We start from the raw sequence: 15,300 nt of genomic DNA, 5'->3' as shown, positions 1-15,300 counted from the left end.
TTGTGAAGTCCCCTGAGATGGCACCCGCCGTCTGCTCAAAAGATTGAGTTATCAGACAAATATATCCATCACGAAAGATAACCGTCTATAATCGTTCCATAATAACTGGTTCACGGGTTCTCCCTGTTTCAAGGTCAGAATGTTATGCGCATCGCGTTACCGCTGTTTTTGTGCTTTTTCTGTTTTACCGCCAGCCCTCTCGTTCATGCAGATTCTCCGGATGATGCAGATAGCGACGCACCTGCTATCAGCCTTAAAGAAAAAACCGCCCTGTTCTTCGGACACGATCAGCGCACTCCCGTTGCTGCCGCCGCACACTGGCCGTGGCAGGCAATTGGTCAGATTGAAACGGAAAGCGGCAATTTATGTACCGCAACCTTAATTTCTAAACATCTGGTTCTCACCGCAGGCCACTGTGTACTGGCGCCACCGGGGAAAATCGACAAAGTGATCGCCCTGCGTTTCATTTCGCATAACCAGAAATGGCGTTATCAGATCACCGCATTACAAACGCTGGTTGACCCTAAACTGGGCAAGAAACTAAAGGCTGACGGCGAAGGCTGGATTGTGCCACCGAAAGCGGCACCGTTTGATTTCGCGCTGATCCGCCTGACGGATGAAAAACTTGCGCTGCCGATCAAGCCATTACCACTTTGGGAAGGTTCGCGTGACGACCTGACCGCCGTGCTGAAACAGGAAGGCAGAAAGGTGACGCAGGCCGGATATCCGGAAGATCATCTGGATGATTTGTATGTCCATCAGGACTGTCAGATCACCGGCTGGGCGCAGCCTGGCGTGCTTTCGCACCGTTGCGACACACTGCCGGGCGACAGCGGTTCTCCGCTTCTGATCAAAAATGCAGAAGGCTGGTCGCTGATTGCGATTCAAAGCTCTGCACCAGCGGCGCAGGATCGTTATCTGGCTGACAACCGCGCGCTGGCCGTGCCGGCAATACGCGACGCCCTGAGCACACTGTCTTCCGGTGTGATCAGCGCCAGCTCTCCGGCCGCCCCTGCCGCGCAATAGTTTATTGAATCCGAAAACGAAAAAGGTCGCTGAAAAGCGACCTTTTTGATTTTTTAACTGGTCTAATCACTTAAATACCGTGCTATTTATGCAGCTTACTCACGAATGAGATTTTTGCGCAGAGGGTATGATGGTTCTGTTCTGCCCTAACAAGGTTTTCGAATACTGATGTCGTCTTGCCCGCACTGGTTGCGGGCTTTTTTTTGCCTGCAATTTGATACAGTTTAAAGCCCTTTACTCACCAGCTGCGCGGCCTTGACGAAGACTTCATCCTCAACGCCGTCGCCTTTCTGACGGCCAAGCTTTTGCAGTTCTTCAATCAGACTTTCGCGGTTTATGGGTGTCTGACCGGATATCAGCCCCATCACGGCGGCGCCGATCGCCAGACCAATTAAACCGGTTTGTTCTTTTTCATCAATCACAATATTCACCCTGGTAATAAGCCCGTTTCAAAATTAGCAGAAATTTTAAGCTTTTCACCAGGGTTGCATTCCGAATCCCATAATTTCCGACCCGCTGTTCCATTGTCTGCAATTTTGGATGTCCCTTTTCATGCTTCCGGAGTGTCCCTATTTTATCCGCCGGAACCTCGCTTTCAATCATGGCTGGCAAGCAATAATAAACTTCTGAAATATCCTCCCCAGCATTCGATTCATTGCTCTCTCATATCTCCGGGCGTACGTTTATTCAAATTTTCATAAACTCAAGGAAATTTTCGACTGCTCAAGCCCTTATATTTACAAGGCTGTGGCAACAGGCCAGAACCTCGAATCAGCTGAGATTAAGTGGTACCGCATTAATGATGCCGGTCAGGAAGTGGAATATTTCAACATGCTTTTGGGGAAAGTGCGGATAGTTTCGATTTCTCCGGCAATGGCCGCCAGCGATAACCCTCAGGATAACCATCTGGAAACCGTAGAACTGCGGTATGAGAAAATCACGTGGAAGCATAACGACGGCAATATCATCTTTGCCGATTCATGGAATGACCGTCAGACAGCTTAGTTTGAGAGGGACGAAAGTCCCTTTCTTTAATCATCGTAAAACCATCGCCCAACTTTAACAGCTTCAATAATCATTTCGACAGTTAGCGGTTTTAACTCTCGTTGTGGCAGTTTCTTTTGCCAAAAGGCTCTCTCCGCTTCGTAATAATTTAGCATGTCAAAATCTAAATAATCGACGCTGTACTTAGTGAAAACGTCCAAAAGCATGTCTTCGGCGTCTTCAGGAAGTAAGTTAAATTCCCCTTCGTTTATGCCCCAGTGTTTTTGAACAGGAACAATTTCAGGGTCACGCCAGCTCTTTCTGAAACCATAATGCTTGGTCAGATATTCACAAATTTCCGTTTCAAAATCCCTCTCGTCCATTAGAAATACGTCCATGCGATTCGGTGTTCAGGTCTTGCGATGAGGTTGTATTTGTTTCTGGTACTCCTGCCAACCATTTCAAGCATGATGACAATCTGCGCGTATCCCAACCACGGAATCCAGCGACCAATAAAAGGAGCCATCTTGCTAGTTGGAACAAGTTTTATTTTTGCTCCTTTTCCCATAGGAGCTGAGAGTCTTAAACCGAAAGGTATTCTTTTCTCTTTAAGTAAGGCGCGTGCCAGCTTAGATACAACGCTTGTTCCAGGTGTGTTGTTTATCGCGGAAAGTTTCCCCGATACAGGAATCCATGGCTGGCCACCTAAAATCATCGCTGTCGTGGTTACATCTAAACCAAGGTGTTCTGATAACCGTTCGACGTAGATGAGCAAGAATAATTCCTGAGCAGTTACATTCGCATGACCATGGTAGAAATAAGTTCCACTCAACTCTTCGGTAGTATCCATTCTCAATATCCATTTGATTAGAAGGGTTTAAGAATACGCCGCGCTTAAACCACTTTCAATAAATCGAATGAACGTCTCCATGTCTGGCTCATCAAGAGACTGCAAAAACAGCGATGAATGAAATGATAATGCGAAGGTCAAACTACTCGATGCAAAAATGGCACTATGAGGCATCAGCCCCAGAGTGCCACTAAGGGAAAACCGGTAATTTTAAAGTCAATAAATACAATTAATTACCGACTAACTGTTCCATCGTCTGCAAGATTCGTTTATCTGAAATCGGGTACGGCGTGCCCAACTGTTGGGCAAAATAGCTGACGCGAAGTTCTTCAATCATCCAGCGGACTTCCTTCACATCCTCGCTTTGCTGACGAACCGGCGGCAATTTGTTCAGCCATTGCTGCCACTGCTGCTGGATATTTTCGACTTTCAGCATCTGCGCGCGGTCGCGGTGAGCATCCATCGCCAGCTTGTCCATCCGCCGCTCGATAGCCTGCAAATAGCGCAACGTATCCGGCAGCCGTTTCCAGCCGTTTTGCGTGACGAACCCGCGATAAATCAGGCCGGACATCTGCGCTTTAATATCAGAAAGCGCCAGCGCCATCGTGATATCAATCCGCCCTTTCAGCCGTTTATTGATGTTAAAGACCGTCGTCAGGATCTGCTCAACCTGAATCGCGATTTGCACCACGGTGTCATTGAGATTAGCGCGCACATGTTCGTGGAGCTTCGCGAAATCTTCCTCACGCCACACCAGCCCGCCGGATTCCGCGATCAGTTTATCGATACCGCAGGAAATACAGTCGTCAATCAGATCCAGCACTTTGCCATAAGGGTTGAAATACAGCCCCAGCTTGGCTTTGTTCGGCAGCTTTTCATGCAGGTATTTCACCGGCGACGGGATATTCAGCAGCAGCAAACGCCGCAATCCGGTGAGCATCGCCTGTTGCTGTTCCAGTTCGCTGTCAAACAGGCGGATCGCGACGCTGTCTTTCTCATCGACAATCGCCGGATACGCTTTCACTTCATAACCGCCGCGCTTTTGCTCGTAGCGTTCCGGCAGCGTGCCGAAACTCCAGACATGCAAATCACGCTGCTCAATGCCATCATCCGCTACAGCAGACAGCGTCTGCTGTACCTGCTCTTTCAGGCCAGACTTCAGCGCTGTCAGATCCTTGCTTTCGCGCAGCGTTTTGTTTTTCTCATCAACAATGCGGAACGTCATTTTGAGATGATCGGGTACCTGATCCAGATGCCAGTCTTCACGGTCGATGGTCACCCCGCTCATCTTGCGCAGCTCTTTTTCCATCGCATCAAGCAGCGGCATTTCGAACGGTTTGATGCGTCCGAGCAGCGCATCGGCATAATTTGGCGCAGGCACAAAATTGCGGCGAACCGGTTTAGGTAATGACTTGATCAGCGCCATAATCAGCTCGCGGCGAATGCCGGGGATCTGCCAGTCAAAACCTTCCTCGTTCACCTGATTGAGCAGCGGCAACGGGATATGCACCGTGACCCCATCAGCGTCAGTGCCCGGCTCAAACTGATAGGTCACGCGCAGCTTGAGATTGCCCTGATGCCAGAAGTTCGGGTAATCGTGAGCGCTGATGTTGCCCGCGCCCTCTTTGATCAGCATGCTTTTTTCGAAGTTCAGGCTGTCCTGCGGCTGCTTTTTCCACCACGTATCGAAGTGCTTCGCCGACACCACTTCCTGCCCGATACGCTGCTCGTAGAACAGGAACAGCGTCTCGTCATCGACCAGAATATCGCGGCGACGTGATTTGTGTTCCAGTTCTTCGACTTCGGTACGCAGACGCAAATTGGCACGGAAAAACGCATGACGCGTCTGCCAGTCGCCTTCTACCAGCGCATGGCGGATAAACAGCTCGCGCGAGACCACCGGATCAATCGTGCCGTAATTCACCCGGCGCGCGGCCACCACCGGCAGACCGTACAGCGTGACTTTTTCCGTCGCCATCACCGCGCCCTGCGCTTTTTCCCAGTGCGGTTCGCTGTAACTGCTTTTCGCCAGATGTTGCGCCAGAGGCTCAATCCATTCCGGCTCAATGCGGGCGGCGATACGCCCCCACAGGCGGCTGGTTTCGACCAGTTCAGCCACCATCACCCATTTCGGCGGTTTTTTGAATAAACCGGAACCCGGGAAGACCGCGAAACGGGCGTTACGCGCGCCGGTATATTCCTGTTTATCCGCGTCTTTCTGCCCGATATGCGACAGCAAACCGGTCAGCAATGCGCAATGCACCTCGCGGTATTCCGCCGGTTCACTGTTCACCGGCAGCCCGAGTTCTTTCACCACCTGACGCAGCTGAGTGTAAATATCCTGCCACTCACGCACGCGCAGATAGTTGAGGAAGTCACTGCGGCAAAGCTTGCGGAACTGCGCCGAAGACAGCTCTTTTTGCTGCACTTTCAGGTGATCCCACAAATTCACGAACGCCAGGAAATCAGAATCTTTATCCGCAAAACGGCGATGTTTTTCATCAGACGCCTGCTGTTTATCCATCGGACGCTCACGCGGATCCTGGATCGACAGCGCGGCGGTGATGATCATCACTTCACGCACGCAGCCATTTTTCTGCGCTTCCAGCACCATGCGCGCCAGACGCGGATCGACCGGTAACTGCGCCAGCTGGCGGCCCAGCGGCGTCAGCGAGTAACGGCCATCGACCGCATTATTGATGGCGTTCAGCTCTTCGAGCAGGCGCACGCCGTCCTGAATATTACGTTTGTCTGGCGCTTCCACAAACGGGAATGCCGCGATATCGCCCAGCCCCAGCGACGTCATTTGCAAAATAACGGAGGCCAAGTTGGTACGCAGAATTTCAGGATCGGTAAATTCAGGGCGCGACAGGAAATCCTGCTCCGAATACAGACGGATACAGATACCTTCGGAAACGCGTCCGCAACGGCCTTTACGCTGGTTGGCCGACGCCTGCGAAACCGGCTCAATCGGCAGGCGCTGCACTTTGGTACGGAAACTGTAACGGCTGATACGCGCGGTGCCAGGGTCAATCACATATTTGATGCCCGGCACGGTCAGCGAGGTTTCCGCGACGTTGGTCGCCAGCACGATACGGCGGCCGGCGTGTGACTGGAACACGCGGTTCTGTTCGCTGTTCGACAGCCGTGCGTACAACGGCAAGATCTCGGTATGCGGCAAGTCCAGGCGGTTCAGCGCATCGGCGGTATCACGAATTTCCCGTTCACCGCTCATGAAGATCAGGATATCGCCCATGCTTTCGCGACCCAGTTCATCCACAGCATCGAAAATCGCCTGCAACTGGTCGCGGTCAACGTCGTCCGCATCATCCACAATCGGGCGATAACGCACGTCAACCGGATAAGTACGGCCGGAAACTTCAATGATCGGCGCGTTATTAAAGTGACGGGAGAACCGCTGCGGATCGATAGTCGCAGACGTAATAATGACTTTCAGATCCGGACGTTTCGGCAGCAACTGGCGCAGATAACCGAGTATAAAGTCGATGTTCAGACTGCGTTCGTGCGCTTCATCGATGATCAGCGTGTCGTACTGCATCAGCATACGATCCTGCTGGATCTCCGCCAGCAGAATGCCGTCGGTCATCAGCTTCACCAGCGTGTTATCGCTGACCTGATCATTAAAACGAACTTTATAACCGACGGTATTGCCGGGCGTGGTATCCAGCTCATCGGCGATGCGGTTGGCGACAGTACGCGCCGCCAGACGGCGTGGCTGCGTATGCCCGATAACACCTTTAATACCGCGCCCGAGTTCCATACAGATTTTCGGGATCTGCGTGGTTTTACCGGAACCGGTCTCACCGGCGACAATCACCACCTGGTGGTCACGGATGGCTTTAAAGATGTCATCTTTTTTCTGGCTGACCGGCAGATTTTCCGGATAGCTGATTTTTGGCCGCGACGCTTCACGGGCAGTGACTTTCTTCAGGCTTTCGGAAATGGCGTTCTGAAGCTCAGCCGTTAATGCTTCAACGGCCTGAGGGTTGGTGTTCTGATCAAAAGTCTTTTTGGCACCCTGCAAACGACGTTGCAGGCGTTGCCGGTCACGTAGCATCAGCCCGTCTAACTGCGCTGATAATGCCGCGAGCGGTGATTTCACGTTCGATATTCCTTGTTGCAAGTCAGCGGACTGAATGAGCAAAGCATCCGTCATCTGAAGTAGAAATGATGTGAGGCGGGTTCATACGAGCCTGTTTGCCAATATGTTAACACAAGCTATTGAGGATGAAGAAAGTTCGACGTTTTAAGCCTTTCGTGTCTTGTTCAAAAATACTGAACGGAGGTCTCGAAATATTGCGCTATCACTGAATAAGCTTTGTGAATAAAGTAAGTTCCATTCCGGGGAGGTTCAGGTTAAAAAATCTGCTCCCCTATGTTCACACAGTTAAGGAACTCAATAATGAGCAAAGTACTCGTTCTGAAATCAAGCATTCTGGCTAACTTCTCTCAGTCTAACCAACTGGCCGATTACCTGGTTGCACAGTATCAGGCCGCTAACAGCGGTTCTACCGTAACTGTTCGTGACCTGGCTGCTGACCCGATCCCTGTTCTTGACGGCGAGCTGGTTGGCGCACTGCGTCCATCCGACGCTCCACTGACTCCACGTCAGGAAGAAGCACTGGCACTGTCCAACACCCTGATTGAAGAACTGCAAGCGCATGACGTGATCGTTATCGCTGCACCGATGTACAACTTCAACATCCCTACTCAGCTGAAAAACTATTTTGACCTGGTTGCTCGTGCTGGCGTGACCTTCAAATACACCGAGAAAGGCCCTGAAGGTCTGGTGAAAGGCAAACGCGTTATCGTTCTGACCAGCCGTGGTGGCATCCATAAAGACACCGCAAGCGATCTGGTTGCCCCTTACCTGTCTCTGTTCCTGGGCTTCCTGGGCATGAGCGACGTAGAATTCGTTTACGCGGAAGGTATTGCTTACGGTCCGGAAGTGGCGACTAAAGCACAAACCGACGCGAAAGCAGCGATCGATGCAGCTATCAAAGAACTGGCTGCTGCATAACATCTGTTATCACAATCTGAGCCATCATTCATTTTAGAATCTTTCAGACCCGCTCAGATGAGGTTGTGATAAAACACTTGCGCGCCGAAAGGCGCGCTTTTTTTCGGGCCACGTCTGCCCTGCTTTTACTTCTGCAACCACTTCCCGTTAATGCCGCGCACGTACTCGCCTGATGCGGCTCTGGCGACCAGTTTTTGCCCGGCGAGCCTGGCGACGTCGTCGGTGCTGACGTTATTATCCTGCGCCACCTGCTGATATTGCTGTTTGCGCGCATCGTTGATTTTTGCCGCCAGCGCGACGCTTTCTGCATCCTGCTTCACGGGCGCCAGATAGCCGGAAAGCGTTTCGCCCACGCGCCCCTGCTGTTTGGCTTCATTGAGCGTTAACGCAAAAGCCTGGCTGCAAAACAGTAAACCGCTGGCCAGGATCATCAGGCTGAATCTTTTGAACAATACTCCGGACATACAGGCTCCTAGAACAAATCGCTTTGATTTTTCAGCAGGTTCTCGACATCCTTATCAACTTTGATATGAATTTCATGCTCGATTTTAACGTTCATGTTTATCGTGATCGGCTCTTTCGGCGCCGCCAGCTCGATGCGCGGAACACAGCCGCTGAGCATCATCACGCTGAGCGCCAGAGATGGCCCGACGAGTCGCAGTTTCATTGTTCCTTCCTCACTGTTTGTTCCTTTTTCTGTCCGGCAGAAACCGGACCTTTCGACAGCGCATCAGCAGGCAATGACACCTCCTGTTGCAGCCAGTCCTGAAGGTTGTCGCCAAAACGCAAACTGCGCCACAGCTGGTAAATGTTTTCCTGATGGGTGTAATTGAGCACGATTTCTCGCTTTTCCTTATCGCCGCCGTGAGTCGTATCGGTGTAGTTCACGCCGTCGACTTTCGCCGCCATCGTCAGCATGCCCAGATTATCGAGGCTAACCTGCGCGTCGGAACGGCTGATTTCCATGTAACGCAACAGACTCACCACCATTTTATTGGCAAAATTACCGCTGGCCATTGCATCGGCAAATTGCGGATCCAGACGCAACGTCAGGCCGCCGTCATTTTTGATCCACCCGTTCTGAATGATCCATTTTGGATTCTCAACAAACAGCGGCAGTTCGCCGTAAATCACGCCGGACATAGCCAGTTGTTTGGGTTTCAGCGCCGTAAACAGCTCGCTGAGATTGATTTTTTCCAGTTTCAGTACCGCCGCATCGTGTTGCGGCATTCTCAGCGCCGACAGGCTCAGATGCCCGCGCAGCATATCCACGCCCAGATTGGTGAGCGTCAGCGGTTTGTCTTCGCTCCACGGATAATGACCCTGTAAATCGGCGGTGATATTTTTCATCGCCACCAGATTATTAACCTCGCCAATACGCAGAGTGACGGGCTTTTTCACGCCGAGCTGCCAGATGGAATCCTGCAAACGGTACGGCAGACTGAAATCCAGTCCGCTCAGGTCGCCATCTTTCATCCACAGCCCGCCATTTTTCACCACCCAGTGACCACCGGCGACAAAACCCTGACCCCGTGCGGCGGAAAACGCCGACTGCGCGTAGAAACTCCCATCGCGCAGTTTGATGTTGAGATCTGGCGTCAGCAGTGTCTGGAAAGACGTCAGTTGCTGCTTCGGCCACCAGGCCTCTCCGCGCAGACGCTCGCCATCCCAGCGTCCGGTCAGCCGGATCGGGCCAATCGGTCTGGCGTCCAGCATACCGCGCATGCCAAAACGATCCGGGCTGTCGCCGCTGAGCTGCAATACCAGCGTTGCAGGCGGCAGATAACCGCCGTTGGTGAGCGCAATTTTCTTCGCCACCAGTTTGATGTCGCCTTTGAATACTGTCGGTAAATCAGGATATTGCGGTTTGAATCGCGCAGCCGGTGAGCGCAGCCAGACCAGGGGTTTATCCAGCGTCAGGCGCGGCGCTTCCACGTCGACCAGGCCGTAGTGCAGACGGTCGAAACCGGTCGAAAGGCTGTTAATGCTGATCCGGTTATCGTGCCATTGCCCTTTGCCGGACATATCCCAGCGACCGCTGAGCGGAGGCAGATGCCCGTTACCCCAGTAGTTGAAATCCCACTGCCCGGCGTCCGGCCAGAATTCCTGCGATTTACCGCTGAGGTGCAGATCGAATTTCCCCCAGAAACGGTGGCTGGCTTTCAGAATCGCCTGCAACGGCCCGCTCACGCCCTGCGCCGACACTTTCACACCCGCCAGCGGCCAGCGCGCGTCGCTGATGGTCAGCTCCGGCGTCGGTTTTCCCCAGGCGCGCAGCAGCGAACCACTGCGCAGTAAAAGCGTCGGGTTCAGCACGGAACCGCTCAGTTCGCCGGGCAATGAGGCGCTCAGAGACGTCGCCTGCAAATTTGCCTGCCCGGTCAGCCGGAAACCTAAATGGCTGTCGAGCAGCCCGATGCGCCCCGGCCCCATACTCAGCACTACGTTAGCTTTACCGTTGTGGCCCTGCGTCAGCACGTTAAGACGTGCAGTGATATTGGTCTGATCAAACGCCGGTGACCAGTCGCTGAGCGTCAGGTTAACGCCACCGGCCAGCGGCTGCGCGGCATACGGCCAGCGCCACTGCCCTTGCGAAATCTGCAATGCATTACCGTTGAGTTTCCACGGCAGAATCGCCAGCGGCTTATCGCTGCCTTTTTCCGTCAGCGTCAGTTCGCCTTCCGTTGTCTGCCAGCTGAGAAGAATGTCCAGCGGAGAAGGAACCTGCGCGGTTTGAATTTCTGCATGAAGCTCGCCGGATTCCGGCAGCTGATCGAACGTGGCGGGCAGAAGAAGTTTGCCGCTGAGCGTGACAGGTTGTTCGCTGCCGGGCGGGATCAGGCTAAACGAATGGATCGCCAGCGTACGGTCGGCACCGAGTACGGCGTCGAGTTTCAGCGCGTCGCCGCTCACGGTCAGATGCTGTACGCCGCCTTCGCTGCTGAGCTGAACTTGCCCCGCATAACGCTGCCAGGGCGTAACGGAAAGTTGCGTCACGTTGACGCGCCCGTCGGGCAGCAGATGTTGTAAATCCGCCACGGAAAGCGGCGTTGAGGCGTCACTTTTTGGCAGTTGCGCCAGACAGGCGGTATCGACTTTCAGCGCATCAATATTGAGCGCCCAGTGCCCGCCTTCTTTGCTCAGGCGTGCATTTTCCGCAGTCGCCAGCGCGCATTCACCGGCGGAATAACGCAGCCCCGGCAATTGCAATACGCCGTCCGACCAGTGCGGCGCACCGCTGAGCGTCAGTTGTGTTCCTTTCGGGAGCCAGTGGCTGGCAACCGGCGGCAGCCAGCGCGGCACCGTTTTCCATAACCCCCACATCAGCAGCGCGAGAATCACCACTATACTCAGGATAATTTGCGCGCTTCTCTTCAGTCCGTTCCTCATGACTTGCCTTGTTTTGCACTTAATCGTCTGACCGCCCGCAAGATATCATAATTAGCGTAACAACTGATGGTTGAAATACCAGTATCCGGCACCCAAATAGCACAGGAAAAATTGTCGGCACCCCGATGCTCTGTTAGTTTGGTGGCATATTGCGAATTGTTTCTGAAAATGTTTATTCCTTATAAAACAGTCGGAAACGGTTTCGTCAGAGATTCAAACTCACTGCGGAGAAACACCATGAAAGTGGCTGTCTACAGTACTAAAAATTACGACCGGAAATATCTGGAACTGGTCAATGAACATTACGGCTATGAACTGGAATTTTTCGATTTTCTGCTGTCCCCGCAAACTGCAAAAACCGCAGCCGGTGCAGATGCCGTCTGTATTTTCGTCAATGATGACGGCAGCCGTGAAGTGTTGCAGGAACTGGCTTCTCTGGGGATAAAAACGCTGGCGCTGCGCTGCGCGGGCTTTAACAACGTCGATCTTGAGGCGGCGAAAGAACTGGGCATTTCCGTTGTGCGCGTTCCGGCCTATTCACCGGAAGCCGTCGCAGAACACACCGTCGGCATGATGATGTGTCTTAACCGCCACATTCACCGTGCTTATCAGCGCACCCGCGAAGCCAACTTCTCACTCGAAGGGCTGATTGGTTTTAATATGTACCAGCGCACCGCCGGTATCATCGGCACCGGTAAAATCGGCGTGGCAACAATGCGGATTCTGAAAGGTTTTGGAATGCGGATTCTGGCTTTTGACCCGTATCCAAGCCCGCTGGCACTGGAGCTGGGCGCAGAATATGTCGATCTGGATACGCTTTACGCAGAATCCGACGTCATTTCCCTGCACTGCCCGCTGACGCCGGAAAACCATCATCTGCTTAACGCTCAGTCCTTTGCCAAAATGAAAGACGGCGTGATGATCGTGAACACCAGCCGCGGCGCTTTGCTGGATGCAACGGCCGCCATTGACGCGCTGAAAAAACAAAAAATCGGCGCGCTGGGTATGGACGTGTATGAAAACGAGCGCGATTTGTTCTTCGAGGACAACTCAAACGAAGTCATCCTCGACGACGTTTTCCGCCGCCTGTCTTCATGCCACAACGTGCTGTTCACCGGCCATCAGGCATTCCTGACCAGTGACGCGCTGACCAGCATTTCTGAAACCACGCTGATGAACATCGATCAGCTGATCAAAGGGCAGAACTGCCCGAACCTGCTGACGGCGTAGCCCTGTCATGATGTTCAAAGCCCGCTACGGCGGGCTTTTTGCTTGTTACAGAGACTCAACCTGGCGGCTCAACACCCTGCTCACCTCTGGCCCGTATCCTGTGATTGTCAGAACGTCGCCGCTCAGCGTGACGGATGAAAATGGCAGGCTGCTTTCCCCGTCCACCATGCCTTTGAGCGTAATAAAATCGGTGTTTTCCACCCGGTCATAGCCCCCGCGGTGATCGTGCCCGGCGAAATACGCGCGCACGTTATAGCGGCACAGCAATTCCACCAGCGTTTCGCAGTTCCACAGGTTATGCGTGTTCACCGGCGTCAGCGGGTAATGGCCGAACACCAGCACCGTTTCGCCCTGCGCACGCGCCTGTTTCAGGTTTAGCTCAATCCATTCCAGCTGTTTACGCCCTACCGCGCCATTCCACGGCTGCGCCTGCGACTGCTGGCATTCGGTCAGTTCATCGAGCATAAATTCTGCCAGCTGACGGTCTTCGCCGTTGGCATGATTGCAGTACAAACTGACGTCGTTGCCGTCAATGACCAGAAAACGGTAGCCCGGCAGGCTGAACTGGTAGTAGCTTTTCGGCAACCCCAGCGCTGGAGACTGCGCCGCCAGATGTTGGGAAATCACCTGCGCATCGTGGTTACCAATGAGCACGGCGTGCGGATGGCGCAACGCTTCGTAGCGCGCCAGCACCGCCTGATAACTGCTCCAGTCGCGATCCACCAGGTCGCCCAGCGTAACCACGAAATCGAGCTTTAAATCATTCAGCTCATTAATCGCGGTCGCCAGTTTATTCAGGCTGTTGCGGTAATGACGCTCTTTTTGTACATCGGCATCGGCATATTGCGGATCCGCAATCAGCCCGAAACGCAGCCTGACGCCTGAAACCGCCGCGTCATGCATATCCGGCAGCTGATACAAAGCACTCACGTTGCCCAGAGCCCGTTCCTGCGCTTGCGATAACAAAGGGGATGAGGTGATGACGGTCATAAGATGCTCCGGTTGTTCTTAACGAATCCCAGCCCGCATGAAAGATTGAACGAACTGACGTTGAAAAATAAGGAATAAGGCCAATAACGGCAGCACCGTCATCAGCGTTGCCGCGCCGATCAGCGCCCACTGCACGCCCTGTTCCGGCGCGGAAAACAGCTGAAGCCCGACGGTAATCGGCCGCACTTTTACGGAATCGGTAATGACCAGCGGCCAGAGGAAATCGTTCCAGTGAAAGCTTACCGACACCAGCGCAAATGCCACGTACACCGGTTTCGCCAGCGGGATATAGATTTTGCGCAGAATGTAAAAACGGCTGGCCCCTTCCACAATCGCGGCTTCTTCGAGCACCAGCGGAATGCTGCGGAACGTCTGGCGCAACAGGAAAATGGCAAACGCCGAGGCGAAATACGGTAGCGCTATCCCGAGGAGGCTATCGCGCAGGCCGAACGCGCCAATCGTTTTGTAGTTGTTGAGGATCAGAACGTCGGGGCTGATCATCAGTTGCAACAGTACCAGCGCAAAAATGATCCCCGCGCCTTTAAGTTTAAACCGTACCAGCGCGTAGGCAGCCAGCGTCGCTAAAATCAGCTGGCACACCACAATCATCAGCACCAGCAGCGTGGTATTGAGAAAATAGCGCCCGAACGGCGCGGCTTGCCAGGCGTTGATAAAATTCTGCAACGTCAGCGGTGCAAACAGGGAAAAACTCCCCTGTTCAGATGCCGGATGAATCGCGACCCAGACCGACACCAGCACCGGCAAAAACCACAAAAACGCCGCCAGCCAGATGGCAATATTCAGGCACAGGCGGCCTGCGGAAAACGTCCGCACCGGCGTTAACGTCATCGTCAGGCTGCTCATTGATAGTGCGTCCTTTTATCCAGCAGATTGAATTTGATCAGCGCAATCGTGGCAAGAATCGCCAGCAACACCACGGTCATCGCCGAGGCGTACGGCAAATCCCAGTAGCTGAACGCGGTGCGGTAGATATAGAACAGCAGCAGACTGGTGCTGTTATTCGGCCCGCCGTTGGTCATCGCAATCACCTGATCCACGATGCGGAAGGCGTTCATCGACGCATTGATCAGAATAAACAGCGTGGTCGGCATCAGCAGCGGCCACTGCACGCGGCGGAAAAAGTAGCGGCGCGACGCCCCTTCTATTTCGGCCGCCTCAGCCAGACGCGGATCGATTTGCTGCAACGCCGCGAGATAAAAAATCATAAAGAACCCGGCTTCGCGCCAGACGGAAACCACCATCAGGCTGTAAAGCGCGGTACCCGGTTCACCGAGCCAGTTAACGGCGGGCAGCGAAAACAGCGCCATCAGTTTGTTAAGCAACCCGAGTTGCGGCGTATAGAAAAACAGCCAGAGGTTGGCGATCGCCACCATCGGTAATAAAGAAGGGATGAAAAACGCTGCGCGGACCATCGCGTTACCGCGCAAACGGCGGTTGACCGCCAGCGCCATCATCAGCGCGAGCGCGACCGACAGCGGAATGGTGATCACCGCATAAAGCAGGTTGTTGCGCAGCGACAACATAAAGGTGTCGTCATCAAGCAGCGCACGGTAGTTATCCAGCCCGACAAACTGCGCCGGATGCCCGTTGCGTGCTGCGCTGAATACGCTTTCCCAAATCGTTGCCAGCGCCGGATAATGGGTAAACAACAGCAAAAAACCGAGCGCGGGCAAAATCAGCAGATAGCCGTAAATCTGCAAAGACAACCCGCGTGTGCGGGCTGCCGGTGCAACAGCGTGAAGCGTGCTGTGAGGAATGCTCATCCGCG

13 protein-coding genes and 1 pseudogene are annotated in these 15,300 nt (G+C 53.5%); 4 read left to right on the top strand and 10 right to left on the bottom strand.

The window, feature by feature from the left end:
* Positions 1 to 144: 144 nt before the first annotated feature.
* Positions 145 to 1,026, top strand: coding sequence for a trypsin-like serine peptidase (locus tag GW579_RS02730; RefSeq protein WP_165057379.1), 882 nt, complete (start codon positions 145 to 147; stop codon positions 1,024 to 1,026).
* 224 nt (positions 1,027 to 1,250) lie between these two features.
* Here the strand turns inward: GW579_RS02730 and GW579_RS02725 are convergent, their stop codons facing one another.
* Positions 1,251 to 1,448 (bottom strand): hypothetical protein, encoded by a 198-nt coding sequence (locus GW579_RS02725; protein ID WP_165057377.1) that lies wholly within the window; start codon positions 1,446 to 1,448, stop codon positions 1,251 to 1,253.
* A 280-nt stretch (positions 1,449 to 1,728) separates the two neighbouring features.
* Between GW579_RS02725 and tssD the strand changes: the two are divergent.
* Positions 1,729 to 2,031 (top strand): annotated as a pseudogene (gene tssD / locus GW579_RS02720) (type VI secretion system tube protein TssD); the annotation flags it as partial.
* Positions 2,032 to 2,057: 26 nt separating this feature from the next.
* Here the strand turns inward: tssD and GW579_RS02715 are convergent.
* The 3 genes from GW579_RS02715 to hrpA form a co-directional block, all read right to left on the bottom strand.
* The gene (locus GW579_RS02715) at positions 2,058 to 2,393 is read right to left on the bottom strand and encodes a DUF1493 family protein (RefSeq protein ID WP_165057375.1); all 336 of its coding nucleotides are present in this window, start codon (positions 2,391 to 2,393) and stop codon (positions 2,058 to 2,060) included.
* Positions 2,393 to 2,860, bottom strand: a complete 468-nt coding sequence (locus GW579_RS02710) for an STM2901 family protein (protein ID WP_165057373.1) — start codon at positions 2,858 to 2,860, stop codon at positions 2,393 to 2,395. The genes GW579_RS02715 and GW579_RS02710 overlap by 1 nt, the downstream gene beginning before the upstream one ends.
* Before the next feature lie 229 nt (positions 2,861 to 3,089).
* Positions 3,090 to 6,983: an ATP-dependent RNA helicase HrpA gene (gene hrpA, locus GW579_RS02705; protein ID WP_165057371.1), complete on the bottom strand. Its 3,894-nt coding sequence runs from the start codon at positions 6,981 to 6,983 to the stop codon at positions 3,090 to 3,092.
* 300 nt (positions 6,984 to 7,283) lie between these two features.
* Here hrpA and GW579_RS02700 point away from each other — a divergent pair, with 300 nt between their 5' ends.
* Positions 7,284 to 7,901 (top strand): FMN-dependent NADH-azoreductase, encoded by a 618-nt coding sequence (locus GW579_RS02700; protein WP_152326109.1) that lies wholly within the window; start codon positions 7,284 to 7,286, stop codon positions 7,899 to 7,901.
* Positions 7,902 to 8,026: 125 nt separating this feature from the next.
* On the opposite strand, the gene GW579_RS02695 is transcribed toward GW579_RS02700, so the two are convergent.
* From GW579_RS02695 to GW579_RS02685, 3 genes are read right to left on the bottom strand one after another with little or no spacing between them, the layout of a single operon-like run.
* Positions 8,027 to 8,365: a YdbL family probable chaperone protein gene (locus tag GW579_RS02695; protein ID WP_235937309.1), complete on the bottom strand. Its 339-nt coding sequence runs from the start codon at positions 8,363 to 8,365 to the stop codon at positions 8,027 to 8,029.
* A gap of 8 nt (positions 8,366 to 8,373) precedes the next feature.
* Positions 8,374 to 8,568, bottom strand: coding sequence for a YnbE family lipoprotein (locus tag GW579_RS02690; RefSeq protein WP_152326108.1), 195 nt, complete (start codon positions 8,566 to 8,568; stop codon positions 8,374 to 8,376).
* Positions 8,565 to 11,291: a YdbH family protein gene (locus tag GW579_RS02685; protein ID WP_165057369.1), complete on the bottom strand. Its 2,727-nt coding sequence runs from the start codon at positions 11,289 to 11,291 to the stop codon at positions 8,565 to 8,567. Before GW579_RS02685 ends, GW579_RS02690 begins: the two co-directional genes overlap by 4 nt.
* Positions 11,292 to 11,528: 237 nt before the next feature.
* On the opposite strand from GW579_RS02685, the gene GW579_RS02680 reads away from it, so the two are divergent.
* Positions 11,529 to 12,521, top strand: coding sequence for a 2-hydroxyacid dehydrogenase (locus GW579_RS02680; RefSeq protein ID WP_165057367.1), 993 nt, complete (start codon positions 11,529 to 11,531; stop codon positions 12,519 to 12,521).
* Between the two features lie 45 nt (positions 12,522 to 12,566).
* Here the strand turns inward: GW579_RS02680 and GW579_RS02675 are convergent, their stop codons facing one another.
* From GW579_RS02675 to GW579_RS02665, 3 genes are read right to left on the bottom strand one after another with little or no spacing between them, the layout of a single operon-like run.
* Positions 12,567 to 13,511 carry a metallophosphoesterase gene (locus GW579_RS02675; protein ID WP_165057365.1) on the bottom strand — a complete coding sequence of 315 codons (945 nt, stop codon included), beginning with the start codon at positions 13,509 to 13,511 and terminating at the stop codon, positions 12,567 to 12,569.
* A gap of 18 nt (positions 13,512 to 13,529) precedes the next feature.
* Positions 13,530 to 14,375, bottom strand: a complete 846-nt coding sequence (locus tag GW579_RS02670) for a carbohydrate ABC transporter permease (protein ID WP_193333125.1) — start codon at positions 14,373 to 14,375, stop codon at positions 13,530 to 13,532.
* Complete coding sequence (locus tag GW579_RS02665; RefSeq protein ID WP_152326104.1) at positions 14,372 to 15,295, bottom strand: carbohydrate ABC transporter permease; 924 nt, start codon at positions 15,293 to 15,295, stop codon at positions 14,372 to 14,374. Before GW579_RS02665 ends, GW579_RS02670 begins: the two co-directional genes overlap by 4 nt.
* Positions 15,296 to 15,300 lie beyond the last annotated feature (5 nt).

The sequence above is a fragment of the Rahnella contaminans genome, from assembly GCF_011065485.1.
GTDB classification, from domain to species: Bacteria; Pseudomonadota; Gammaproteobacteria; order Enterobacterales; family Enterobacteriaceae; genus Rahnella; species Rahnella contaminans.
The sequence above is the reverse complement of the archived record's forward strand: the minus strand, read 5'-3'. Positions and strand labels throughout refer to the sequence as shown.

Coding starts and splice junctions, on each gene's coding strand:
- GW579_RS02730 (WP_165057379.1), top strand. CDS start 145: ATGCGCATCGCGTTACCGCTGTTTTTGTGCTTTTTCTGTTTTACCGCC.
- GW579_RS02715 (WP_165057375.1), bottom strand. CDS start 2,393: ATGGACGAGAGGGATTTTGAAACGGAAATTTGTGAATATCTGACCAAG.
- GW579_RS02710 (WP_165057373.1), bottom strand. CDS start 2,860: ATGGATACTACCGAAGAGTTGAGTGGAACTTATTTCTACCATGGTCAT.
- GW579_RS02700 (WP_152326109.1), top strand. CDS start 7,284: ATGAGCAAAGTACTCGTTCTGAAATCAAGCATTCTGGCTAACTTCTCT.
- GW579_RS02695 (WP_235937309.1), bottom strand. CDS start 8,365: ATGTCCGGAGTATTGTTCAAAAGATTCAGCCTGATGATCCTGGCCAGC.
- GW579_RS02690 (WP_152326108.1), bottom strand. CDS start 8,568: ATGAAACTGCGACTCGTCGGGCCATCTCTGGCGCTCAGCGTGATGATG.
- GW579_RS02685 (WP_165057369.1), bottom strand. CDS start 11,291: ATGAGGAACGGACTGAAGAGAAGCGCGCAAATTATCCTGAGTATAGTG.
- GW579_RS02680 (WP_165057367.1), top strand. CDS start 11,529: ATGAAAGTGGCTGTCTACAGTACTAAAAATTACGACCGGAAATATCTG.
- GW579_RS02675 (WP_165057365.1), bottom strand. CDS start 13,511: ATGACCGTCATCACCTCATCCCCTTTGTTATCGCAAGCGCAGGAACGG.
- GW579_RS02670 (WP_193333125.1), bottom strand. CDS start 14,375: ATGAGCAGCCTGACGATGACGTTAACGCCGGTGCGGACGTTTTCCGCA.
- GW579_RS02665 (WP_152326104.1), bottom strand. CDS start 15,295: ATGAGCATTCCTCACAGCACGCTTCACGCTGTTGCACCGGCAGCCCGC.